The organism is Stenotrophomonas maltophilia (assembly GCF_900186865.1).
GTDB lineage: Bacteria > Pseudomonadota > Gammaproteobacteria > Xanthomonadales > Xanthomonadaceae > Stenotrophomonas > Stenotrophomonas maltophilia.
This window is the reverse complement of the sequence record NZ_LT906480.1, coordinates 1,839,653-1,860,975: the sequence shown is the minus strand read 5'-3', so window position 1 is coordinate 1,860,975 and position 21,323 is coordinate 1,839,653. Positions and strand designations below refer to the sequence as shown.

29 protein-coding genes, 4 tRNA genes and 1 riboswitch are annotated in these 21,323 nt (G+C 66.0%); of the genes, 11 read left to right on the top strand and 22 right to left on the bottom strand.

Going from position 1 to position 21,323, the window contains the following annotated elements:
- Nucleotides 1–76: 76 nt before the first annotated feature.
- Both CKW06_RS08975 and CKW06_RS08970 read left to right on the top strand, forming a co-directional pair.
- Nucleotides 77–364, top strand: coding sequence for a hypothetical protein (locus tag CKW06_RS08975; protein ID WP_005408925.1), 288 nt, complete (start codon nucleotides 77–79; stop codon nucleotides 362–364).
- The gene (locus tag CKW06_RS08970; protein ID WP_024956613.1) at nucleotides 361–1,404 is read left to right on the top strand and encodes a 4Fe-4S dicluster domain-containing protein; all 1,044 of its coding nucleotides are present in this window, start codon (nucleotides 361–363) and stop codon (nucleotides 1,402–1,404) included. Before CKW06_RS08975 ends, CKW06_RS08970 begins: the two co-directional genes overlap by 4 nt.
- Before the next feature lies 1 nt (nucleotide 1,405).
- On the opposite strand, the gene CKW06_RS08965 is transcribed toward CKW06_RS08970, so the two are convergent.
- Both CKW06_RS08965 and CKW06_RS08960 read right to left on the bottom strand, forming a co-directional pair.
- Entirely contained in the window at nucleotides 1,406–1,642 is a 237-nt protein-coding gene (locus CKW06_RS08965; RefSeq protein WP_005408923.1) for a hypothetical protein, read from the bottom strand.
- A gap of 352 nt (nucleotides 1,643–1,994) precedes the next feature.
- Nucleotides 1,995–2,204: a helix-turn-helix domain-containing protein gene (locus CKW06_RS08960; RefSeq protein ID WP_005408922.1), complete on the bottom strand. Its 210-nt coding sequence runs from the start codon at nucleotides 2,202–2,204 to the stop codon at nucleotides 1,995–1,997.
- 111 nt (nucleotides 2,205–2,315) lie between these two features.
- Between CKW06_RS08960 and CKW06_RS08955 the strand changes: the two genes are divergently transcribed.
- Together CKW06_RS08955 and crcB are read left to right on the top strand one after the other, a co-directional pair.
- Nucleotides 2,316–2,717 carry a transcriptional regulator gene (locus CKW06_RS08955; RefSeq protein WP_005408921.1) on the top strand — a complete coding sequence of 134 codons (402 nt, stop codon included), beginning with the start codon at nucleotides 2,316–2,318 and terminating at the stop codon, nucleotides 2,715–2,717.
- Between the two features lie 22 nt (nucleotides 2,718–2,739).
- A riboswitch (Fluoride riboswitch) is annotated at nucleotides 2,740–2,803 on the top strand.
- An 82-nt stretch (nucleotides 2,804–2,885) separates the two neighbouring features.
- Nucleotides 2,886–3,278, top strand: coding sequence for a fluoride efflux transporter CrcB (crcB, locus tag CKW06_RS08950; protein WP_005412844.1), 393 nt, complete (start codon nucleotides 2,886–2,888; stop codon nucleotides 3,276–3,278).
- A 3-nt stretch (nucleotides 3,279–3,281) separates the two neighbouring features.
- Here crcB and CKW06_RS08945 read toward each other — a convergent pair whose 3' ends face one another.
- A complete protein-coding gene (locus tag CKW06_RS08945) occupies nucleotides 3,282–4,115 on the bottom strand; it encodes an AraC family transcriptional regulator (RefSeq protein WP_024956612.1) in 834 nt (277 codons plus the stop codon).
- Nucleotides 4,116–4,249: 134 nt separating this feature from the next.
- On the opposite strand from CKW06_RS08945, the gene CKW06_RS08940 reads away from it, so the two are divergent.
- Nucleotides 4,250–4,744 carry a DUF6265 family protein gene (locus tag CKW06_RS08940; RefSeq protein WP_024956611.1) on the top strand — a complete coding sequence of 165 codons (495 nt, stop codon included), beginning with the start codon at nucleotides 4,250–4,252 and terminating at the stop codon, nucleotides 4,742–4,744.
- Between the two features lie 58 nt (nucleotides 4,745–4,802).
- Here CKW06_RS08940 and CKW06_RS08935 read toward each other — a convergent pair whose 3' ends face one another.
- Both CKW06_RS08935 and CKW06_RS08930 read right to left on the bottom strand, forming a co-directional pair.
- Nucleotides 4,803–5,213, bottom strand: coding sequence for an SRPBCC family protein (locus CKW06_RS08935; protein ID WP_024956610.1), 411 nt, complete (start codon nucleotides 5,211–5,213; stop codon nucleotides 4,803–4,805).
- A 20-nt stretch (nucleotides 5,214–5,233) separates the two neighbouring features.
- Nucleotides 5,234–6,253: an aldo/keto reductase gene (locus CKW06_RS08930; RefSeq protein ID WP_024956609.1), complete on the bottom strand. Its 1,020-nt coding sequence runs from the start codon at nucleotides 6,251–6,253 to the stop codon at nucleotides 5,234–5,236.
- Between the two features lie 103 nt (nucleotides 6,254–6,356).
- Here CKW06_RS08930 and CKW06_RS08925 point away from each other — a divergent pair, with 103 nt between their 5' ends.
- Nucleotides 6,357–7,274, top strand: a complete 918-nt coding sequence (locus tag CKW06_RS08925) for a LysR family transcriptional regulator (protein ID WP_024956608.1) — start codon at nucleotides 6,357–6,359, stop codon at nucleotides 7,272–7,274.
- 10 nt (nucleotides 7,275–7,284) lie between these two features.
- On the opposite strand, the gene CKW06_RS08920 is transcribed toward CKW06_RS08925, so the two are convergent.
- Nucleotides 7,285–7,803 carry a P-loop nucleotide/nucleoside kinase family protein gene (locus tag CKW06_RS08920; protein ID WP_024956607.1) on the bottom strand — a complete coding sequence of 173 codons (519 nt, stop codon included), beginning with the start codon at nucleotides 7,801–7,803 and terminating at the stop codon, nucleotides 7,285–7,287.
- Between the two features lie 261 nt (nucleotides 7,804–8,064).
- On the opposite strand from CKW06_RS08920, the gene CKW06_RS08910 reads away from it, so the two are divergent.
- Nucleotides 8,065–9,141, top strand: a complete 1,077-nt coding sequence (locus tag CKW06_RS08910; RefSeq protein ID WP_024956606.1) for an alpha/beta hydrolase family protein — start codon at nucleotides 8,065–8,067, stop codon at nucleotides 9,139–9,141.
- Between the two features lie 259 nt (nucleotides 9,142–9,400).
- Here CKW06_RS08910 and CKW06_RS08900 read toward each other — a convergent pair whose 3' ends face one another.
- From CKW06_RS08900 to CKW06_RS23920, 3 genes are all read right to left on the bottom strand, one after another.
- The gene (locus CKW06_RS08900; RefSeq protein ID WP_005408911.1) at nucleotides 9,401–9,670 is read right to left on the bottom strand and encodes a hypothetical protein; all 270 of its coding nucleotides are present in this window, start codon (nucleotides 9,668–9,670) and stop codon (nucleotides 9,401–9,403) included.
- Nucleotides 9,671–9,794: 124 nt separating this feature from the next.
- Nucleotides 9,795–10,022: a hypothetical protein gene (locus CKW06_RS23925; RefSeq protein WP_227415193.1), complete on the bottom strand. Its 228-nt coding sequence runs from the start codon at nucleotides 10,020–10,022 to the stop codon at nucleotides 9,795–9,797.
- Nucleotides 10,023–10,067: 45 nt separating this feature from the next.
- Nucleotides 10,068–10,499, bottom strand: coding sequence for an ArsR/SmtB family transcription factor (locus CKW06_RS23920; protein WP_231910909.1), 432 nt, complete (start codon nucleotides 10,497–10,499; stop codon nucleotides 10,068–10,070).
- 103 nt (nucleotides 10,500–10,602) lie between these two features.
- Between CKW06_RS23920 and CKW06_RS08890 the strand changes: the two genes are divergently transcribed.
- Nucleotides 10,603–11,244, top strand: coding sequence for a flavin reductase family protein (locus CKW06_RS08890; protein ID WP_024956605.1), 642 nt, complete (start codon nucleotides 10,603–10,605; stop codon nucleotides 11,242–11,244).
- A 10-nt stretch (nucleotides 11,245–11,254) separates the two neighbouring features.
- Here the strand turns inward: CKW06_RS08890 and CKW06_RS08885 are convergent, their stop codons facing one another.
- The 3 genes from CKW06_RS08885 to CKW06_RS08875 all read right to left on the bottom strand — a co-directional run bounded on the left by CKW06_RS08885 (nucleotide 11,255) and on the right by CKW06_RS08875 (nucleotide 12,960).
- The gene (locus CKW06_RS08885) at nucleotides 11,255–11,800 is read right to left on the bottom strand and encodes a DUF4124 domain-containing protein (protein WP_024956604.1); all 546 of its coding nucleotides are present in this window, start codon (nucleotides 11,798–11,800) and stop codon (nucleotides 11,255–11,257) included.
- 74 nt (nucleotides 11,801–11,874) lie between these two features.
- Complete coding sequence (locus CKW06_RS08880) at nucleotides 11,875–12,384, bottom strand: GNAT family N-acetyltransferase (RefSeq protein WP_024956603.1); 510 nt, start codon at nucleotides 12,382–12,384, stop codon at nucleotides 11,875–11,877.
- A gap of 78 nt (nucleotides 12,385–12,462) precedes the next feature.
- The gene (locus CKW06_RS08875; protein WP_024956602.1) at nucleotides 12,463–12,960 is read right to left on the bottom strand and encodes a GNAT family N-acetyltransferase; all 498 of its coding nucleotides are present in this window, start codon (nucleotides 12,958–12,960) and stop codon (nucleotides 12,463–12,465) included.
- A 107-nt stretch (nucleotides 12,961–13,067) separates the two neighbouring features.
- On the opposite strand from CKW06_RS08875, the gene CKW06_RS08870 reads away from it, so the two are divergent.
- Nucleotides 13,068–13,472: an NUDIX hydrolase gene (locus CKW06_RS08870; RefSeq protein ID WP_024956601.1), complete on the top strand. Its 405-nt coding sequence runs from the start codon at nucleotides 13,068–13,070 to the stop codon at nucleotides 13,470–13,472.
- A 49-nt stretch (nucleotides 13,473–13,521) separates the two neighbouring features.
- On the opposite strand, the gene CKW06_RS08865 is transcribed toward CKW06_RS08870, so the two are convergent.
- From CKW06_RS08865 to CKW06_RS08850, 4 genes are all read right to left on the bottom strand, one after another.
- Complete coding sequence (locus CKW06_RS08865; RefSeq protein ID WP_005408904.1) at nucleotides 13,522–13,875, bottom strand: nuclear transport factor 2 family protein; 354 nt, start codon at nucleotides 13,873–13,875, stop codon at nucleotides 13,522–13,524.
- Nucleotides 13,876–13,979: 104 nt separating this feature from the next.
- Nucleotides 13,980–14,053 (bottom strand) — tRNA-Cys (locus tag CKW06_RS08860).
- Between the two features lie 66 nt (nucleotides 14,054–14,119).
- A tRNA-Gly gene (locus CKW06_RS08855) sits at nucleotides 14,120–14,195 on the bottom strand.
- Nucleotides 14,196–14,337: 142 nt separating this feature from the next.
- Nucleotides 14,338–14,413: transfer RNA gene (locus CKW06_RS08850), tRNA-Gly, on the bottom strand.
- 130 nt (nucleotides 14,414–14,543) lie between these two features.
- Between CKW06_RS08850 and CKW06_RS08845 the strand changes: the two genes are divergently transcribed.
- Both CKW06_RS08845 and CKW06_RS08840 read left to right on the top strand, forming a co-directional pair.
- Nucleotides 14,544–14,945: a hypothetical protein gene (locus CKW06_RS08845; RefSeq protein WP_024956600.1), complete on the top strand. Its 402-nt coding sequence runs from the start codon at nucleotides 14,544–14,546 to the stop codon at nucleotides 14,943–14,945.
- Nucleotides 14,938–15,387: a hypothetical protein gene (locus CKW06_RS08840; protein WP_024956599.1), complete on the top strand. Its 450-nt coding sequence runs from the start codon at nucleotides 14,938–14,940 to the stop codon at nucleotides 15,385–15,387. The genes CKW06_RS08845 and CKW06_RS08840 overlap by 8 nt, the downstream gene beginning before the upstream one ends.
- A 2-nt stretch (nucleotides 15,388–15,389) precedes the next feature.
- Here CKW06_RS08840 and CKW06_RS08835 read toward each other — a convergent pair whose 3' ends face one another.
- From CKW06_RS08835 to CKW06_RS08810, 6 genes are all read right to left on the bottom strand, one after another.
- Complete coding sequence (locus CKW06_RS08835) at nucleotides 15,390–16,310, bottom strand: HlyD family secretion protein (protein WP_024956598.1); 921 nt, start codon at nucleotides 16,308–16,310, stop codon at nucleotides 15,390–15,392.
- Nucleotides 16,307–17,035 (bottom strand): ABC transporter ATP-binding protein, encoded by a 729-nt coding sequence (locus tag CKW06_RS08830; RefSeq protein WP_012479691.1) that lies wholly within the window; start codon nucleotides 17,033–17,035, stop codon nucleotides 16,307–16,309. Before CKW06_RS08830 ends, CKW06_RS08835 begins: the two co-directional genes overlap by 4 nt.
- 10 nt (nucleotides 17,036–17,045) lie before the next feature.
- Nucleotides 17,046–18,185: an ABC transporter permease gene (locus CKW06_RS08825; RefSeq protein ID WP_024956597.1), complete on the bottom strand. Its 1,140-nt coding sequence runs from the start codon at nucleotides 18,183–18,185 to the stop codon at nucleotides 17,046–17,048.
- Complete coding sequence (locus CKW06_RS08820) at nucleotides 18,182–19,645, bottom strand: efflux transporter outer membrane subunit (protein WP_024956596.1); 1,464 nt, start codon at nucleotides 19,643–19,645, stop codon at nucleotides 18,182–18,184. The genes CKW06_RS08825 and CKW06_RS08820 overlap by 4 nt, the downstream gene beginning before the upstream one ends.
- A 369-nt stretch (nucleotides 19,646–20,014) precedes the next feature.
- Nucleotides 20,015–20,090, bottom strand: a tRNA-Gly gene (locus CKW06_RS08815).
- A 115-nt stretch (nucleotides 20,091–20,205) separates the two neighbouring features.
- Complete coding sequence (locus tag CKW06_RS08810) at nucleotides 20,206–21,312, bottom strand: NAD(P)/FAD-dependent oxidoreductase (protein ID WP_024956595.1); 1,107 nt, start codon at nucleotides 21,310–21,312, stop codon at nucleotides 20,206–20,208.
- Nucleotides 21,313–21,323: the final 11 nt, after the last annotated feature.

Below are 21,323 nucleotides of genomic sequence, written 5' to 3'. Positions count from 1 at the left end.
GCAGGAAGCATGCCCTGCGGATGCCGCGCCAACCCAGGCGAGTATACGCGCCGCCCACTTTTCGATCCGGGACAGCATGAACAGACCCTCTCCCAACCGTCGCCAGCAGTTGATCCAGCAATGGGGCGCGATCCTCTGGCCCAGCTTCATCGCTGCCGGCCTGGCCAGCGTGGTGTTCTTCGCCTTCGTCGACCCGCTGCGGTTGCAGGCCATCAGTTTCCCGGGCACGCAGATCAGCCGTGAAATGGGCTACACGGCCGGCTTCTTCATGTTCTGGACGGTGACGGCGCTGTCCAGCGCGATCACCTGGTACCTGCAGCGACCGATGCCCAGCGGCGACGACGACGAGCTGCCGCTGGGATGAGTACGACCTGCACACCGAGACCACGGCACTGGCGCGGCACGCTCAGCGCCGCCTTGCTGGTGCTGTTCTACGCATTGCCATGGCTGCGCTGGGACGGCCGCCAGGCCTTGCTGCTGGATATCAACGCCCGCCGCTTCGATCTGTTCGGCTGGACGCTGTGGCCGGGAGACGTCGGGGTGCTGGTCGGCCTGCTGGCGGTGCTCGCGGTGGGGCTGGCACTGCTCACCCACCTCGCCGGGCGCATCTGGTGCGGTCACGCCTGCCCGCAGACACTGTGGCGCCGTGCCTTCGACTGGATCGCCGACGGCATGGCCCGCACGCTTCCGGCACGCGTTGCGCGCGCAGCCACACAGCTGGCCTGGGGGCTGCTCTCGCTGTGGACCGGTATCACCTTCGTGGGCCTGTTCAGTCCGATCGCCGAGCTGGTGATCGCAGCGCCGCGCGCCGGCTGGAGCGGCTGGGAAACGTTCTGGGTGCTGTTCTATGCCGCCGCCACCTGGGCAAACGCCGGCTTCCTGCGCGAGCAGGTCTGCCGTTCGCTGTGCCCGTTCGCACGCATGCAGCCGCTGCTGACCGATCCACATACGCCGCGCATGCTGTACGACGCCCGCCGCGGCGAGCCCCGCGGGCCTCGCCCATCCGGACTGGGCGGCGTGCTGGGCCGTGGCCGTGGCCTGCTCGACCCGACCACTGCACAGGACTACGTGTTCCGCGCCGCGCATCCGCTGCTGGCCGGACCAATGCCGACCTTCAGCGCCGACCGTCTTGGCGACTGCACCGATTGCGCGGCCTGCATCAACGCCTGCCCGATGCAGTTGGACATCCGCCAGGGGCCGCAGGCCGACTGCCTGGCCTGCGGCGCCTGTCTGGAAGCCTGCGCACAGCAACAGCACCGGGCCGGGTTCGGTCCGGGGCTGGTGCGCTACTGCAGTCCGCAGGCGATGGCCGGGCAACCGAAGCGCTGGTGGCGACCCCGGACCCTGGCCCTGCTGTCTTTGCTGCTGGCGCTGCTTGCCTGCGGCGCCTGGCGCCTGCTCTGAATCAACGCGGCCCGTCGGCGTGCGGTGGTACCAGCTGCGCGCGTCGGACAATGCCCAGCTGCTCGATGATCAGCGCCATTTCGTTGGTGAACTCGGTACGCTCGGTCCCCTGCGGGACGAGCCGGTCCAGCACCTGCTGGTAGGTATCCCAGAACGCCGGACCGCATCCGTGTTTGTGATAGCTGGCTTCCAGTTCGCGGCGTACCCGTTCAGCCAAGCCATGCATGCCGTATTCCATACGACCTCCGTTGGACTTGTTCTGCATCGTTGACGGTCTACCGACTCACTTGCGTGCTACCGAAAGACTCCCAGGCTTCACGCCCGGTTGATCCAAATTATTCACAGTTTTCACGACAGGTCAATTACATGCAGCGACTTTCGCGATTGAAATTATTAATCGTTCACGAAACCACATACGGGACCCCGCCCCTCCCGGATGGGGTGAAGCCGACAACGCGCCCAAGGCACCTGTCCGGCAGCCGGTAGGCCTCGACAATAGGTACTGCCAAAACGATCAGTTTTTCCTATTTTGCTAAGTGTACTTAACAGAATGCGCTTAGCACGCTAAATGCGACAAAAGGCGGCGTAATTCAGGCGGATTCGACTTCGGCGGCGCCAGTTGCGGGGAACAGGTTCGGGTAGCGCTGATGCAGGATGTACTGCCGCAGAGCGGGGATCGGGAAGTCTTTCGGCCATTGCGATACCGCGGAACGGCTGATGCCGAAGAAGCGCGCCAGCTCCGCATCGGTCTGGAACCCCAGCCGCGTACGCACCTGCCGCTTGTTCCAGAATTCGGTCATGGTCTGCCCTTTTGTTAACCAGACTTATTCTTGCGGCAAGGATTCTTCGCATTCCACGCGTTAAGCTGGCTTGCATAGATGAATACTCTCGGCCAACGACTCGCCGCCGCCATGAAGAAAGCCGGGCACCCCCGCCCGGCCGATCTGGCCCGCGCCGCCAAATCCACCACGGCAACCATCAGCAACTGGCTCAACGACCATGTCAGCGCGTCCCATGTGAAAGCCGAGCAGCTGTTCCGCATCGCCGATGCGGCCAAGCTGGACGCACGCGAGCTGCTGTATGGAGTGAACGGGCGCGGCGTCGGGGAGCCGGGTAACGCCTACATTCCCAGCCAGGCCCACCTTGACGTCTGGCAGGACGCCTATGAGCTGGTCAGTCACCTGGTGGCCGAGAATGGCCTGGAGATCGACCACCGCCGCCACGCGGCGCTGGACCTGCTCGCGTTCGAACTGCTGATGGATGGCTTCAGCCGCAGCAAGGTGGCCCGCGTGCTGACGACCTCGATGACGTGAATGCACCGCCGCTGGTAGCATGGACCGCGATGGGGATGGGGCTCCCCCGATAACCGCCTGAGAAGGCTGATGGCTCCTGCCAGGACGAACCCGGTGTTCGTCGACGGCAGGTCGTGCCTGCCCTCGGCGTTCGCCACTGACCCTGCGAACCCGCATTCGAGGCACGCCATGCAAGCATTGAACAACTATTTCCTGGTCTTCGTCGGCGGCGGCATCGGTGCCTGCCTGCGCCACGCCTGCAACCTGATCGGCGCCCGAGTGGCCGTCGGCAGCCCCTGGCCGTGGTCGACCTTCCTGATCAACATCAGCGGCGCCCTGCTGATGGGCGTGGTGGTCGAGGTCTTCGCGATGCGCAATGGTGCCTCGCCGCAGCTTCGCCTGTTGCTCGCCACCGGCATCCTTGGCGGCTACACCACGTTCTCTACCTATGCGCTGGAGATCGGCCTGCTGCTGCAGCGCGGGCAGCACGGACTGGCCGCGCTATATGCCGGTGGCTCGGTGGCGCTGGGCCTGGCCGGCCTGTTCGGTGGCATGAAGCTGGCCCGGCTGGTGCTGGGCTGAGGCTCAGGCCGTGCCAGCACGCGCCTGTCCGCGCCATTCGCGTGGCGACTGCCCCGTGTGCGCCTTGAACGCGCGCGAGAGTGCCGCCTCGCTGCCGTAGCCCACCTCGTCGGCAATCCGCTTCAGCGGCCGGCCCTGGCGCAGCGCCTGCTGTGCCAGCCCGACCCGCCAGCCTTGCAGGTACTGGCCCGGGGTGGTCCCCATCGCTTCGCGGAAGCTGGCGGCGAACACGCTGCGTGACATGCCAGCCACCTCGGCCAGATCTTCCAGCGTCCACCCCTGCGCCGGGGCTTCGTGCATCGCCACCAGCGCCAACCGCAATCGCGGGTGGCCAAGCCCAGCGAACAGACCGCCGCGCATTTCGCCACCTTCCATCAGCTGGCGCAGCACCTGGATCATCACCACCTCGAACAGGCGGTTGACCATCGCCGCGCGCCCGCAACGCTGCTCGAACGCTTCTTCGAACAACAACTCCAGCGCTGCGTTGCCGCCATACAGCCCAGCCAGCGGCAGGCAGATGAAATCCGGCAACGCGGCGCTGATCGGATTGAGCCGGCCGCCTTCGAAATGCAGGTTCGCGCAGGCCATGTCGGCGCCCTGCTGTGGGTCGGTACTGAAGCGGTGCGGCATCGGCCGCGGATACAGCAGCAGGCTGGGCACATCCACCTGTACGGTCTGCTGGGCATGACTGACCTGCAGCGGGCCACGTCGCACCAGGTGCAGCTGCCCGGCTTCATCCTCACCCTCCAGCGTGTTGATGCCGCACAGCGCACCGGCATGGAACACCGAGGCGGTGACCGCGAAGCGTTCAAGCAGAATGGCGAGACGGTCGACCATGACGGGACTCTGGGTCAAGCGAGACAAGCTCAATGTGACAGATCGTATCGGAATCAGCACTGGAAAGGACGGCACTGGCCGCGTGATCTGGCGGGCGCTATACAGGCCGCACATTCCCGCGCATGGAGGCACCGATGTCACTCCGCATCGCCCTGGCCCTGTTGCCGCTGCTGCTCGCGACCCCGCACGCGCTATCCGCCTCACCCTCGAAGATCGAGCACCTGGCCTGGCTGGCCGGTTGCTGGCAGCTTGATGGGCAGCCACCCGGTGCCGGCGAGCAATGGACCAGCCTGGCTGGAAACACCCTGTTCGGCAGCAGCCGCAGCCTGCGTGACGGGCGAACCGTCGGCTTCGAGTTCATGCAACTGCGCCAGCACGATGATGGGCGCCTGGTGCTGATTGCCCTGCCCTCTGGCCAGAACGCCACGGACTTCAACGCGACCCGGGTCGATGCCAACGAGGCGGTCTTCGAGAATCCTGCCAACGACTTCCCACAGCGTATCCACTACCGGCGGCTCGACAACCAGCGCGCACATGCGCGCATCGAGATCGCGCAGGACAATCCGAAGCAGGCAATGGACTTTCCCATGCATCGCGTCGCCTGCGGTGGACCGACGCCCGCACCCTGACACGCAGACGCCCCGGACCCGCCGGGGCGGCTGCATCCGGTCAACGCCACACGAGCATTCACCCGGCCAGCGTGGTTTCCAGGGCCTTCAGGCCATCGCGATAGATGCCCTCGAACAGCGCGGACGCTTCTTCGTTGCTGACGCCCACCGGAATGAACTCACCGGACCAGTCGATCCGCGAACCGTCGCCCTGCTCGACCACACGCAGGGTGGATCGATAGTCGCTGACCGGGAACGGGGCCTGCAGGATCGAGTAGGTGTAGCTGCGATCGGCCTGGTCGAAGGCTTCCAGGCGCTCGACGATGGCATCGCCATCGGGATTGGCCAGATGGCGCACGCGACCGCCTTCGCTGAGCGTGCTCTGGGGAATGTATGGAAGCCAGTCGGGCAATGAATCGAAGCCGCCGATGAGGTTCCAGACCTGGTCGGCCGGGGTCGGCACGGTTATGGATACAGAAGCAGTTGCCATGGGAATGTCTCCTTCGGGACTCAGATGTTGTCGATCGGCAGCGGGGCGTTGGCCGCGACCAGGCCCTGGGCGCGCAGCGCCTGCCAGAACCCGGCCGGGATGATTTCCTTCAGTGCGGCGTAGTCTTCGGCGATGCGCTCGGGACGGCTGGCGCCCGGAATCACCGCAGCCACTGCCGGGTTGGCCAGCGAGAACTGCAACGCGGCCGCCTTGATGCTGATGCCGTACTCGGCCGCGATGGCCTTGATGCGCTCGACCTTGGCCAGGATCTCCGGCGACGCCTTCTCGTACTCGAAGTGGCTGCCACCGGCCAGCACGCCGGAGCTGTACGGACCTCCGACCACGATGCCGGTGTTGCGCTCGGCCGCCTTGGGCATCACCCGCTGCAGCGCACGCTCGTGGTCGAGCAGCGAGTAGCGGCCTGCCAGCAGGAAGCCATCCGGACGGGCTTCGTCCAGGCCCAGGGTCAGCTCGATCGGCTCGACACGGTTGACGCCCAGTCCCCAGGCCTTGATCACGCCCTCCTCGCGCAGGCGGGTCAGCACCTTGAAGGCACCGCGGCGTGCGGTCTCGAAGTACGACAGCCACTCATCGCCATAGAAGTCCTGTGCGATGTCGTGCACCCAGACGATATCCAGGCGATCGGTCTTCAGGCGCTTGAGGCTGTCGTCGATCGAACGCAGGGTGGCATCGGCCGAGTAGTCGTTGACCAGCCTGTTGGGGCGGCCGGCGACGAACAGGCCGCCCTTCTCGCCAAGGTCGCGGGCGCTGGTGTCTTCCACTTCGTCCAGGATCAGGCGGCCGACCTTGGTGCTGAGCACGAAGTCATCCCGGTTGCGCTTGGCCAGCGCGTCGCCAAGGCGGATCTCGGCCAGGCCTGCGCCATAGAACGGGGCGGTATCGAAGTAGCGGGTGCCCTGTTCCCAGGCCGCGTCCACCGTGGCCTGGGCCTCCGCTTCCGGGATGTCACGGAACATGTTGCCCAGCGGCGCGGTACCAAAGCCGAGGGTCTTGCCAGCCAGCAGCGTGTTGATGCTCATGGATTCCCCCTTGGGGAGGTTGTTGAAGTTGAGGCACAGGCTAGGCTTGCCCAATAAGACTGTCCAAGACATAATTTGATTATCTTGAGTCCTACAAGGTCTTATGCTCGACCTCCGCCAACTGCGCTACTTCGTGGCCGTCGCCGAAGATGAACACGTCGGCCGCGCTGCCGAGCGCCTTCACATCTCCCAATCCCCGCTCAGCCGGCAGATCGCCCAGCTGGAGGAACGGCTGGAGCTGCAGCTGTTCGAACGCTCGCAGCAGCGCATCCGGCTGACCGCCGATGGCCGTACCTTCCTGGCCGAGGCGCGGGCCCTGCTGACCCATGCCAACCGGCTGGAATCGCTGGCACGCCGGCTCGGCCGCGGCGACGAAGGCGGCCTGTGCATCGGCTATCTGGAGTACGCGATGCACTCCGGCGTATTGCCGACCGCCCTGCGCGAACTGCGCGGCGATCGCCCGGCGGTGCATATCGCGCTCTACAACCAGCAGTCGGACGTGCAGCTGGAAGGCCTGCGACAACGCAGCCTGGACATCGCCCTGGTCTGCGAACCACCCGCGTTCGACGATCCAGACCTGGAAGCCACGCAGGTGCTGAACGATCCGATGCTGCTGGCGCTGCCGGCCGGCCACCCATTGGCCACTGCAGAGACCATCACGCCCGCGGATCTGGCCAGCCAGCAGTGGATCGGCGTGATGCACAGGGAAAACGCACTGCGCCATGACACCTTCATCGCCGCGTGTGCGAAAGCCGGGTTCACCCCGACCATCGCCATGGAAGCGACCGAGCCACTGGCCGCGCTTGGCCTGGTTGCCGCCGGCCTGGGCCTGACCACCGTCCAGCAGAGCCTGGATCACCAGGCGCCGGACGGCGTGGTGCTGCGCGAGCTGCCGTGGTTCAGCTACCGCACACCGCTGTGGGCGGCCTGGCACCGCATCAACCTGCGCCCTCTGGTCGAAACCTTCCGCAGGACGCTCGTGCGCACCGCCACCGAAGGCAAGCCGGCATTCGGCGACTGAGCAGACCGCGCTATGCCGGGCCTGCCTCGGTGTAGCGCATCACCATGAAACCCTCTTCTGCGGCCGGTGCAACGAAGTGGCGGGTGATCTGCTCGAATTCCTCATCGCTGGCCTCGAAGGGATGCTCGCCGCATGCATTGCGTGCACGCAGCCGCGCCTTGCAGACCTCGTCGGCGATATCGAGGAAGTGCAGTTGATGCGCGGCGCCCACTGGCGAGAACACTTCACGTGCCCACGCGCGGCTGGCGGGCGTATTGAATGGAAAATCGAGCACCACCGAGACGCCGGCCCGCAGCAGCGTACGCAGATGATCGGTCAGCACGCTGCGCAGCGTGGCTGCGCGCTGCAGATAATCGGCGACGGAGTGGATTTCACCCGGGTGCAGCGTGGCCAACCAGGCATCTTCGCTGATCAATACGTGGCGAGGATTGGCCGCCAGCTGTTGCGACAACGTCGATTTTCCTGCGCCGATCTTGCCGCACAGCAGGTGCAGGGTTGCGCCGCCATCGGCGGATGAAGGGTGTTGCATCTGCGATCTCCTCGGTGGATTCCAGTTCCCGGGAGAGCGCTGCATGCAATCCGCCTTCCCGGGCGGGTTGCAGGGCCGTGACGACCGCGCGCTACCCCGCCTTCCCTTGGGGAATGCGGATAATCGACGCGGTGACGTGCGGAGCCATGCCACCAGCGTAGAGCGCCGCCTGTACGGCCCGCAATCCCCTGCGGCAGTGCAGCGCGCGCAACATTCCGCTGGCCTCTATGCTCTGCGCCATTCCCGCATGGAATGACCACGATGCGCCCCTTGCTTCGATGTGCCCTCGCCCTTGGCCTGCTGCATGCTTCGACGGCATCGCTGGCAGCACCAACCACGGCACCACGCACGCTCAGCGGCGAGCTGCAGGGCGCCCCCTGGCGGCTGGATGTACCGGCAGACTGGAACGGCGACCTGGTGATGCTGGCCCATGGCTATGAGCCCGTGGGCGTGCCACGCACCACGCCGATGGCCGCCGGTGACAGCACCGCAGCACTGCTGGGCGCGGGCTACGCCGTCGCGCAGAGCGCGTATTCCAGCCAAGGCTGGGCGGTGGCCGAGGCGATCACCGACATGGAACACCTGCGACAGCATGCCCTGGGTGAACTCAAGCGCGTGCGACACACCTGGATGCTGGGCTTCTCGATGGGTGGTGCCGTAACCATTGGCAGCCTCGAGCTTTTCCCGCAGCACTATGCCGGTGGTGTGTCGCTGTGCGGCGCCAATCTCAGTGGCGAACAGATCGCAGCCGACCTGCTGACCACACTGGTCGCGTTCGATTATTTCTTCCCCAAGGCTGAGGGGCTGCCGGTCACCGGGTTGGCGTCGCGCGAAGCAGCCATGCTGCCCCAGAGCGAGCTTTACCAGGGCATCGCCACCGCGCTGCAACGCGACCCGGCGCATGCCGCGTTGCTGGCGCAGCGGCTGCAGGTTTCCCCCGATGAAGTGGCCGGCACGATCAGCCTGCACGCCTTGGTCCTGCACGAGCTGGCCACACGCAGCGGTGGCATGCCGGTCGGCAACAGGGGCATGGTCTACAGCGGCTTCGGCGATGACGCCGCATTCAACGCCGGGGTGCGGCGCATCGATGCTGTACCTGCCGCGCAGGCCAGGGTGCGCGCGACGCTGGCGCTGACCGGCGCACTGCAGCGCCCGCTGGTGATCCAGTTCAACCACAACGACCCGACCATCGTGCCGCACATGCAGACGGTGTATCCGCAGTTGGCCGCACACGCCGGTGCGCGGCCAGCGCCACGGGTACTGCCATCGGTGGGCGAAGGACATTGTGGCTTCTCTGAAGCACAGGTTGTCGATGCCTTGAAGACAGTGCAACGCTGAGTCCATCGCGTAGCGAAACGTGTCCGCCAGGCTGGCAACGCTTACGGTGCAGGGACCCGCGCAGCATGTGCCGCCTCCCCTCGATCTGACCGCGCACCTGTTCGGCATGCCCGAAGGCGAGTGGCTGGGCTTCGACATGTCGGTGCCGTTTGGCCACCCGGGTGTCGGCCGACCAGCACAGTGCTGCTCGATGCGCGCGGTCAGATCGGCGCGCTCGGCCAGGTCTTGGCCGTGCGCCCGCAGCCGCAGCAGGCGGGGATCAGCCGCCCAGCGTGCCCATCGTGAAGGTGTAGCCCGAGCTCATCAGGAATTCGCGCATGCGCATTTCCGCGCGCCGCGGTGAGGCCAGGTTGGCCGGCGCATACAGGGCGTACACCAGGCCCGATCCCTCGATATGCTCGCGGCGGACCTCGCAGCGGGCGGTTTCCGAGGCAATCACCCATCCGTCCTTCAGCCGCTCCGGGCCGATGGATTGCCCGTTCTTCAACCGAAAGGTCAGCCAACGCACATCTGCCATGATTTTGCTCATTTCCGATTCGCTCCGTGCCCGAAGCGACCCGTGATGTCCTTGCTCGCCATTGCAGCTCCCTGAGACGTGGAACTCGACCATAACGCCTTGCCATGTCGCGGGTGACTGAGACTGGCCGCGCCGCTCAGGTCGCCAGGTTGAAGAGCCGCCACAACGCCTCGCGCCCGGGTGGCGTCAGCCGCAGTTCGCGCCGGCCCTCGACGCGCCGCAGCCAATCGTTGTTCACGAAACTGTCCAGCATCGCCTCACCGACCAGCCCTGCCAGGTGTGGCCGCCGTTCGGTGCAGTCCAGGCAGCCACGGCAGTAGCGCGCCGGGTTGGCCGCCACCGGCTGCTGCAGGAGCTCGCGCAACGGCAGGCCCAGTCCGGCAAGGAATGCGGCGCCTCCAGCGCTGATCTACCAATGCCCTTCGCATGGCAGTACATGCCCCGCCTGCAGCAGGCGATCGGTGATGGCGACCGCGTGCACGCCGGCCAGGTGCCGATAGCAGGAACGCGCCTCGCGCAGTGCAGGCATGCTGCGCGCGGCCGCAGCGGTACAGGAAGGGGTACGGTCGGCCACGCGCAGGATGCCTTCGAGCATCTCTGCCACCTCGTTTGATGCCAGCCGGTGGTAGCGATGACGCCCCTGCGCCACCGCCACCAGCAGGTCGCCCTCGACCAGCCTGCGCAGGTGCGTGCTCGCCGTCTGCGGCGTTACCCCGGCCACGCGCGCCAGCTCCATCGCGGTGTAGGCCCGTCCATCCATCAACTGCAGCAGCATGGCGGCACGCGCCTGGTCCCCGACCAGGGCACCGACACTGACAAGGGAACCGGAGGTGTGGACCATGCCCCATTGTGGCATGCCGTCATCTGCCAACAGTTCGATGCAGGCCGAAGCGTCAGCAGCCGACTGCGCGGCACAGTGCTCGCCCGCAACCGCGAGACCTGCCGTGAAGACCGCTTCGATCCATCGCCGCCGCATCATCCCTTCGGTCCTGTACCCAGGCACGCCCGTGCTGCTGATGACCACGTTGAATGACGATGGCAGCAGCAACATCAGCCCGCTTTCTTCGTTCTGGGCGCTGGGCAACCGGGTAGTGCTGGGTCTCGGTACGCAGGGCCAGGGCTATCGCAACCTGCAACTGCGCAACGAGTGCGTGCTGAACTTCCCCTTATCCGCGCAGGCCGCACAGGTCGAGGCGATCGCGCGGGCAACCGGCTGTAACCCGGTGCCGACCGCCAAGCAGGCGATGGGCTACGTGTACGTGCGCGACAAGTTCGCACTGGGCGGATTCACTGCCGTCGTGTCGACGCATGTTGCTCCGATGGCCATTGCCGAGTGCCCGCTGCAGGTGGAGGCCACCGTCATGGCGATGCATCCACCCGGCGAGGATGATGGCCAGGGCTTCGTGATCGTCGAAGGCCGCATCCGCTGCGTGCATGCGCACGAAGACATCACCGTGGACGGCACCCAGCACATCGATGTGGCGCGCTGGAAACCGCTGATCTACCTGTTCCGGCACTACCTGGGCGTGAGCGCGCCGGTCGGGCGCAACTTCCGTGCGGAGACACCCATGCGCCTTCCCGCCTAGCGGGAACGACTCATGGCGTACCCGCGGGTACGTTGCTGAACTTGTCGCGCACCGAACGCTCGCGTTCACGCCGGGTCGAGGCGCACTGTTCGCGCGCACTCGCCATCTGTGTATCCGCCGCCATCCGCTCGGCACTCAACGATTGCTGCAGGCTGGCAATCTGCGCACGGATGCCCGAGTCACGGGTTGCGCCGGCCAGGTTGTTGCTCGACGCGGCCATCTGCCGGTTCAACTCGGCGATCTGCCGACCGATCTGCTGGCTGCGCGACTCCAGCGGACCGTAGATGCGCGAGCGCTCGCCCTGCACGCAGTTGCGCTCGGCGATACCGGCGTCGGCCAGTTCGGTGTTCTGGTACACCGCCGCGCGGTTCGATGCCTCCCCCGCCGTTTCCGTGGAGGAACGGCTGGAACGCAGCTTCATGGGTTCAGCGCCGGCAGCACAGGGATTCTGGCTGTATACCGTTTCACCGGAAGCGCCCTTGCACTTGTAGACCTGGGCCGATGCCAGCGGGAAACACCCCAGCAGCATCATCGCCATCACTACCTTCCCCTTCATCCTGCACCGCTCCCTGGTTCATTGGACAACCGCCACGATACGGTGGTTTGGTGGCGACTGCACGCTGGCGCCGTTCAGACCGTTTCGCCCTGCAGATCGAGCAAGGCCGTGGTCCAGCGGCGCGCTCCCAGCGTGGCCACCATGCCGCCGCGGTAGACGAACCTGCGTACGTGGCCGTCTTCAATGAAGCAGGTCTCGTTCTGCATCGGTACATAGCCCGCAGAGGCATAGTGCCGATGATCCAGGGCGAACAGCACGGCGAAATCGATACCGTGCCGGCGCAGCTCTGCATGGGCCGCTTCGATCAACCGCGAGGCAATGCCCTGCCGGCGAACGTCGGCACGCACCACCACGCCGCCAATCAAGCCCATGCGTTCCGGCTCGCCGTCCAGCAGTACGTTGCGTTCGTACAGCGCGAGATGTGCGACAACCTGATCACCTCCCATCGCCAGGACCAGAGCGACCGGCCCCGGGATGGCGTAGCCCTCGCCCTGCATGTCCGGGAAAGCCTGGCGGAGCAGATCCACCGCCTGCTGACGGTGTTGCGGCGCTACGCGCTCCCTGCTGGATACCTGAACGTGCATTGCCCTGTCTTCCTGGAACCGGTGTCCAGCCTCATCGTGCCACGGAAACATGACCGTGCCCGCGGCAACGTTTCACTGTCAGTGCAGTGTGATCCAGTACGAGACGATATCCGTGTAGCTGCCCTCGCGCTTGACTGCGCGCGGCTCCCTGCCGAGTACGCTGAAACCCAGCGATTCATACAGCCCGCGCGCAGCAGCATTGTCCTCCAGCACCGTGAGGGTGAGCGATTCAATGCCCTCGGCGCGCGCAGATGCAAACGCAGCAAGAAGAAGCTGGCGGGCGATACCCTGGCCACGGTGGCCGGTGCCCACATGGACACTGTGCACTTCCGCCGTATGCTGTCGCGCCATCCGCATCGGGCGTACGTAGCGCAGGAAGCCCGCAAGCTTGCCGTCGATGAAAGCGCCGAAATAACGCGTGCCGGGATCAGCAAGCTGGGCTCGCATCACGTCTGCTGTCTCATTCTGCGCCTCGGCCAGCGTAGACAGGAACGCAGCGGGCGACTCGCGAAGCGCCTGCAACCGCGCCCGCCAGAGAATGTCGGCGTCGTCAGCACCAAGTTGCCGGATGACCATGCGACACACCCGCGAGGTTGTTGATGCACAGGTGCCCAGCCTAGCGCGGGTTCGCCTGATGCGGCGTGCATGCAAGAATGAAAACCGTCCCTTCTTCATTCACCGCCATGACTGAACTACAGATTCCCCGCGTTGGATGCGGCGCCGTCGTCCGTGATGCCGACGGCCGCATCCTGCTGATCCAGCGCGGACGCGATCCGGAGCGCGGGCATTGGGGCCTGCCTGGCGGCAAAGTCGACTGGATGGAAACGGTGGAGGCTGCCGTCGTCCGCGAAGTCCGCGAGGAGACCGCCCTGGAAGTGCAGCTGCTGCGCCTGCTGTGCGTGGCCGATCATTTCGAGCCGGCGCTTGCTCAGCACTGGGTCGCGCCTATCTACGAGGCACGGGCACTTGCGGGTGCCGAGGCTTCCATCCAGGAGCCGGGCGTGCAGACCGGGCTGGGCTGGTTTGCCGGGGATGCTCTGCCCCAGCCGCTGACGCAGGCCACGGTGCAGGCGCTGGCCAGGCTGTAGCCCATCAGGCCACGACCAAGGCGGCACGGATGCCGCCCGGCCTTGCGGCTCACTCGATCGGAAGACCGTGCATCTTCAGGAACGAGAGTTTGTCCCAGTAGCCGCGCTGGAACGTGATCAATCCTCCGTCAACCGTGAAGAAGCCGCATCCACGCAGGCCAAGAGGGTCGCGCCATTCCAGCGCAGCGACATTGCCGGCCTCATGGATGACTTCGGGAATGCAGACCATTTCAGCAGTGCTGAATTCACGCTCGAAGGTGGCACGGATCGCATCGCGGCCCTTGATCGGGTCCTGGGTGACCTGGTGATTGATCGCGTCGGGGTGATACAGCTCCGCCAGGCCAGCAGCATCGCCTGCGTTGAAGCGCTCGATCCAGGTTTCCACGATGTGTCGGGGAGTCATCCGCATGAAGTCCGCTAAGGCCCAGACCCGATCATAGCGCTCGTACAGCACATTCCAGACCGCAGAAAAACAAAAAGCCCTGACCGGAGTCAGGGCTTTTCAATTGGAGGCCTCAAGCGGAATCGAACCGCTGTAAACGGATTTGCAATCCGGTGCATAGCCACTCTGCCATGAGGCCAACGTACTGCGCGCCAGGAACTGGGCCCTGACAAGACAAAACCCCATGATGGGGCCTGTCGGAACATGGAGCGGGAAACGAGACTCGAACTCGCGACCTCAACCTTGGCAAGGTTGCGCTCTACCAACTGAGCTATTCCCGCGTAAGCCGACATGCTACCGGAAATCCGGAAAACACACCAGCGATTTCACCTTTCTGACTGCGCGCAAAGCCTTGTGGCCCAACGTGCCCCGCCTTGCCGTGGCGGGAGAAAAACAAGGCCCCTGCCGGGGCCCTGTAGAATCTGGAGCGGGAAACGAGACTCGAACTCGCGACCTCAACCTTGGCAAGGTTGCGCTCTACCAACTGAGCTATTCCCGCAGATTCCGTTCGACCTGCGTCGAAGGAGCGCTATTGTGTCCAAATTCCTTCACGCCGTCAACAGTCTTCACATCATGCGGTCACGGACGTCCGCAGTGGGGTACGCTGCCTCGCCCGGCCCCGTTCGCCCATGCTCCTTCGCGGCACCCCCCTGTTGATCGCCCTGCTGCTGCATCTGCTGGTAGCCCTCTTGTACTGGGCACTGATACCGCTGGGAATGAACTGGTATCGCGACCATTTCGGCTTTGCTTCACATCGTGACATCGGCCTGGGCATCGCCCAGTTCTATCTGTTCTGGATGTTCATTGGCGCCCAGCCGCTGATCGCGGTGCTGCGGCCACTGTTTGCCAAGCTGCTGGTGCTGGCGATTCCCCTGGCGTTCGCGAGTTGGACACTGATGCACAACCATCCGCTGCGCCTGCTGTACTTCACCCTCGGGCCCGGCCTGCTGGCACTGGCCGCGATCGCCATTTCCGCGTGGTATGCATCACGCAAGCGCCTGCCTGCCACCACGGACACCGCCGATGCCTAGACGCTACGTCCGCCTGTTCTGGTTGCTGGTTGCGTTGACCTGGCTGGCGCTGATCGCCGCACTGGTCAATGCCGGCTTCACACCAGACTACTGGCTGCTGCATCACATGGAGGGCGCCGAACTGCCCTACCCGACCAGCACCGTCATCGTGTTCGCGTTGCTGGGCACCGTCGAACTGGTGGTGGCCGCCTTGATCGTGCGGCCGTGGAGACTGAAACGCCTGTGGCTGCGCCTGCTGATCGCCTTCGCCCTGCTGCTGGCATGGTCGGTGCCGTGGATGCTGTCAGCCATGCACCAGCCGCCGGTACACGGCATGCATCTGCTGTGGTTGTTGCTGCTGGACGTGGGACTGCTGCTGGCGCTGTGCATGGTGTCGGCGGTGAGCGCATGGCGGACGCTCAGGCGTCGAGGGCGCGCGGATGCGCCCCCGCCGCAGCACTAGGCTTACTTCCGGAACTCCACCCGCACATGCTGGCCGAAGCGCGCCTTGGCCTCGCCATCGAACTCCAGTACACACTCCACCACCTTGGCCACGCCACGCCCTGCATCTTCAGGCAGGCGTGCCTGCGCGAACACAGGGCTGATGCGCACCACGCGTGCAGACGGCAGCGTGCTGGTGTTCTCGGCGCCATCGCTATCCGGCACGACAGTAGCCTTCATGCCCACCTGCACGGCATCGGCGTAGGCGGCGCTGAGTTCGGCACGTACCTGCAGCGGGCGCGCGGGCAGCAGGGAGATTGCCGGCTTGCCGGCCTGCACGAATGCGCCAAGGCCAGGCACCTGGCCGACCACGGTGCCGGCTTCCGGCGCGCTCAGCGACATCTGCTGCAGTTTCAGCCTGGCGTGTTCCAGCTTGTGCTGGGCCAGGTCGACCTGCGCACTGGCCACGTCGACATCGGCGCGCACACCCGCCAGCTGCTGCTTGGCCGCATCGGCCTGCTGATTGGACGACACGCCTTCGCTGGCCCCCGTGGACAGGCGAGTAGCGTTGCGCTCCAGTTCGCGCAGCTGCGCCTGACTGCCCTTCAGGCGGTCATTGGCCAAGGCGAGATCGGCGCTGGCCATCGCCACCTCCTGCTGCAGCAAGGCACCATCCAGCGACAGCAGCAGCTGCCCCTTCTTCACCGTGGCGCCTTCCTTCACCGGTGCGGCGGTGATCGAGCCATCCACCGGCGGTGCCAGCGCGATCAGGCCACCCTCGACGTCGATGATGCCGCGCGCCACCGCGACCTTGCCGACGGCGGTTGCACCGGCCTTGCCCGAAGGCGACTGTGCAGGCGCAGGCGCGTCCCTGGAACAGGCGCCGAGCAGCAATGCCGCGGACAGGGCCAGGCTGAGGGGAAGCAGGTGCGACGTCTTGGTCATGGGGCGGACTCTACAGTTTCGTTCTGGCGGCGGTCGTCACGGACCATGCCGTCTTCCATGGCGATCACCCGATCGGCATGCCGGATCAGGCGCGGATCGTGGCTCACGCACAGCACGGTGGCGCCATGCGCACGTGCGTAGCGATGCAGGATGTCGATCACGCGCTGGCCGTTCTCGGCGTCCAGCGCGCTGGTGGGCTCGTCTGCGAAGATCAGTGTCGGCGACTTGGCGAAGGCGCGGGCAACGGCCACACGCTGCTTCTCGCCGCCGGACAGCTGCGCCGGGCGCATGTGGCTGCGGTGGCTGAGGCCCACTTCTTCCAGCGCCTTGCGCGCCAGCGGTTCGCTTTCGCGATTGCGCATGCCGCGGTAGCCCAGCGGCAGCTGCACCTGCTCCAGCGCAGTCAGTGCCGGGAACAGGTTGAAGCCCTGGAACACGAAACCGACATGGTGCAGGCGGAAGCGCTCCACTTCGCTGCGGGTCATGTGCCCCACATCCTGGCCAAGTGCGTGCACGCGGCCACCATCGGGCGCGGACAGGCCGGACAGCAGCGACAACAGCGTGCTCTTGCCGCAACCCGACGGGCCCGATACCAGGGTCAGCTCGCCAGGATAGATGTCCAGCGACAGGCCGCGCAGCACCGGCACCTGCACGTCGCCGGACATGAAGCCCTTTTCAAGTGCATCGGCCCGCAGGGTCGGGGCGACGGCGCGTGTGGAAGTCATCGGCCGGTCCTCAACGCAGCAGCAACGATGGATCGGAGCGGACGACACTGCGCACCGCCATGATGCTGGAGAGCATGGCCATCACCGCAACCAGCGCCACGCAGCCGAGGATCACCATCGGTGTCAGCTGCACCGGCACGCGCTGGGTCTGCGCGATCAACAGCACCACGGTGCTGAAGGCCGCCGCCAGCAACATGCCCACGCCACCGATCAGCAACGCCTGCTCGAACACCACCCGTGCCAGCGCATAGCGGCCTGCACCGAGTGCATTGAGCGTGGCGTACTCGCGAACCGAGCCAGCCACCACCGACGCGAACGACTGGTTGGTGATCACCGCGCCGACGAAGCAGACGATGACGGCCATGAACAACACCGCGATGCCGGCACCGGTGTCGAACAGCCAGTACTGCTGCGAGCGGCTGGCGAACTCCGGCTCGGTCCAGAACTCGACCGGCGTAGCTTGGCCCATCGACGCGGCCAGGCGATCGCGCACGCGGTCGGCCAGGTCAGGCGAGCGCAGGCCCGCCACGAAGTAGGTACTGCCCTCATGTGGGTCGGTACCGGCGATGGCGCGCGCGGTATCCAGCGAAGCCAGTACGTTGACACCACCAAGGCCACGCAGGCCCGGCTGCGCGGCGACCACACGCACGGCCTTACCATTGATCCACGCACGGTTGTTCTGCAGGTCCACGCCGAGCGTATCCAGATCGGCGCTGTCGACGATCACCGCACCCAGCTCGCGCAACTGCGCGCGCAGGTCGGCGGGCAGGATGCGCGCGAACATCATTGCATCGTCGCGGGTGGAGATGCCGGACAGATACACCGACACGTTGCCGGTCCCCTGCGCGCTGGAGCGCCATTCGCCATCAACCCACTCGTAAGGTTCGACGCGGGTGACATCCGGATCCATGCGCAGGTGGCTTTCCACATCGGCGCTGATCGCGTGGCCGTAGTTGACGCTCTGAGTGCCGGGGAAACCGGCCCAGATGTCGGCCGAGGATGCCTTCACATAGATCGCGGCGGTGCCGAAGATGCCCAGCACCAGTGCGGCCTGCACGATCAACAGCACGCCGGCGAAACACATCGCCAGCACCACCGGCAGGAACCGGCGCCACTCATAGGCCAGGGTCTTGCGGGCCAGCGCGATCATTGCTGTTCGCCCTCAGCCTCGACCGGCAGCGGTGCGCCGCCAAGGGCGCGGTACAGCGAAGCAAACGCCAGCACGCGTGCGCCCTGCGCACCGATCAGATCCGCCTGCGAAGCGAGCGCGGCACGTTGCGTGTCCAGCCCATCGAACTCGCTGGACAGGCCCAGCTGCACCTGCCGCGCCTGGCGCTTGACCTGCTGGTTGGCGGCATCGTTGGCCGCGCGCAGCGACTGGATGCTGCTGTCCTGGCGTGCAAGGCTGCCCAGCGCACCTTCCACTTCGCTCACGCCTTCCAGCACGGCCTTGCGATACCCGAGCAGCGCGGCGTCCAGTTGCTTCTCATCGGCATGGAAACGCGCACGGCGTTGGCCCCAGTCCCACAGCGGAATATCGACGTATGGACCGATCGACGGACTGGAGTCGGAATTGGAGCGCGCGTTCTGGGTGAGGTTGTAGGCATACAGAATGGAGCCGCCGAGGCTGATCCGCGGGTACATCGCGGCGCGCGCCGAGCCCTTGCTGGCGGCGGCCTGCATCACCTCCGATTCGGCCAGCAGGATCTGCGGACGATGGCGCAACAGGTCCGCCGGGACCTGCTGCAGCGAGAACGTGCCCAGCTTCGGCGGCGTGCGATAGGCGCGCCAGGCCGGGTCCGGGCCGTCACGGCCCAGCAGCAATGCCAGCGCGCGGGCCGCGTTGTCAGCATTTTCGCGGGCCTGCGCCGTGGCTGCGCGGGTCGCCGCCTGGCGCGCACGCAGGCGGTCCAGCTCGCCGGGTTCATCCAGGCGCAGGCGCTGGCGGACCAGGGCCAACTGTTCACCGCGCTCGTCCACAGTCTGCTGCCGGGCCAGCAGGTCCTGCTGGGCCTGTGCCACGGTGAGGTCAAGATAGCTACGCACCACGTCGGCGATCACCGCGACCTGCGCGGCATTGCGCAGCGCCTCGGCATTGCCAGCCGAAGCCTGCGCGCTCAGCTGCGCACTCTCGGCGGCGCCGAACAGGCCCAGGTCCCAGATCGCTTCAATGCCGGCATGGAAGTAGGTATCGACAGCGGCGGCGTCCTGCACCTGCTTGGCGCTGGCGGAGATTTCCGGCAGGAAACGCGAGTCGGACGTGCCAGCGACGATCCGAACGGCCTGCAGGCGCAAGGTGGCCTGCTGCAGGTCGAGATTGCCGGCGACCGCCTGATCGACCAGGCCATCCAGCGCCGGGTCGGCCAGCACCTTCCACCACTGCCTGGCGTCCACCGCCACGCCCTGGCCCTGCGGTACCTGGGTCCAGGCGCTGGGTGTGCGATCAGGCAGGTCCGGGACGGGCACCGACATGCAGCCGGCCAGGGCCAGGGTTGCCAACAACGCACCGGGGCGCAGCACTGCCTGCAGGGAGAGTCCGCGCCCTGTCCTGGGCACTGCCACTGAAGTGATACGCCTGACCACCAGCCCGCCAACGTGTAGAAGGAGCATGAAGGCTACCGTGCGATTGTGGAGCGAACATGGAGAAATGGTCCGAAAAAGGTCACAGCACGCATGCGGTTCAGGCAACGATGGCGTTGGCCTTTCGCCAGCCTTTCACTGCATGCGACGCACGGAACGCTGGTGCGACATCCGGGCCATTGCGTCTTGTTGCCAACTTCCCCGAGCCCCGCCCCTGCGGTCATCCCCACGACCGATACGCCCCGCCATTCCGATTGCGACACTAACGCTGGAATCGTCCCGCCAGGCCGCCGATATCACGCCCGCCATGACAATGCCATGGCGCGAATGTAGCGCCCCGTGCCGCCAACGTCATGACAAACGAAAAACGCCCCCTTTCGGGAGCGTTCTTCTTGAATCTGGAGCGGGAAACGAGACTCGAACTCGCGACCTCAACCTTGGCAAGGTTGCGCTCTACCAACTGAGCTATTCCCGCAGATTTCGTTCGACCTGCGTCAAAGGAGCGCTATTGTGTCGATATTGCTGCACGGCGTCAACAGGAATTTTCACGTGAGTGAGGGACGGCGTTCAGACGCCCCCACCTGCTCTCCTCACGTGCGCACGCCACGGCGGTGGAAGTAGACCTGCTCGGCCATGCGCCGCGTGGCCGCCGTGTGCAGCAGTGCATTGAGCGGCCAGTCGGCCTGCAGATGGTCCATCGCCCAGCGCAGCAGGCGCTTGCCATGGAATGCTGGCGCCACCCGCCGCGCCACCCGTTCCGCTTCCGGCCCTTGCCCACGCAGATGGCGGGCAATCGCCTCGCCGACCGCCCAGCCGTGCCGCCACGAGGAGTGGATGCCCCCGGCGGACAGCGGCGAGACGATGCCTGCCGCGTCGCCGGTCAGGATCACGCGTTGGCCGGTGAACGGCCCATCCGGCCGGCCGCACGGGACCAAGCCGGCGCGGGTGGCCGAGGGACGCGCCGAAGGCGGAATGTCGACCACATCGCGCACGTGGTCGAGGAAGCCATCGATATCCGGCGGCCGCACCTGTTGCGGGTCATGACGCAGCGCCAATCCCACCTGCAGCCCGGTCGGATTCTGTGCGACCCAGCCGATGTAGCCCGGTGCGTAGTGCTTGCTGACGAAGCAATGCAGCGCGTCGCCCTGCGGCAACTGCAGGCCGGCGAACTCACGCTCGACGCCGTAGAGGTTGTCACGCACCTGGCCAAGTCCGGTGCGATGTGCCACGCGTGAGCGTGCGCCATCAGCACCAACCAGATAGGCGCATCGCCCTGCCCCATCCACCTGCCAGCCGTCACCACTGCGATGGGCATCGGTGAAAGACCGTTGCAGGCGCAGGTCGACACTATTCGCGCGCAGCTCGCTGGCCAGCCAGCGCATCAGGTTCGGCGTATCGGTGGTGAGGAAGTAATAGCCCGGCGCGGCCAGCAACACGTTGCGCAGGTTCGGCGCATACAGGCGCACGTTGGCGACGCGCTGCACCAGATGCTCGGGCATGCGCCCCAACCAGGTCTGCTCCATCGCTTCTTTCACCACGATGCCGGTGGTGTGCAGGCGCTCGCCGGGGTCGGCCTTGCGTTCAAGCACGCAGACGCGCAGACCGTACTGGGCGGCAGCCAATGCGCAGGCGGCACCGGCGAAACTGGCGCCGACGATGACCACGTCGTGGTCGTAGGCGGGGGAAGTGTGAGGCATTGCGGCATCGC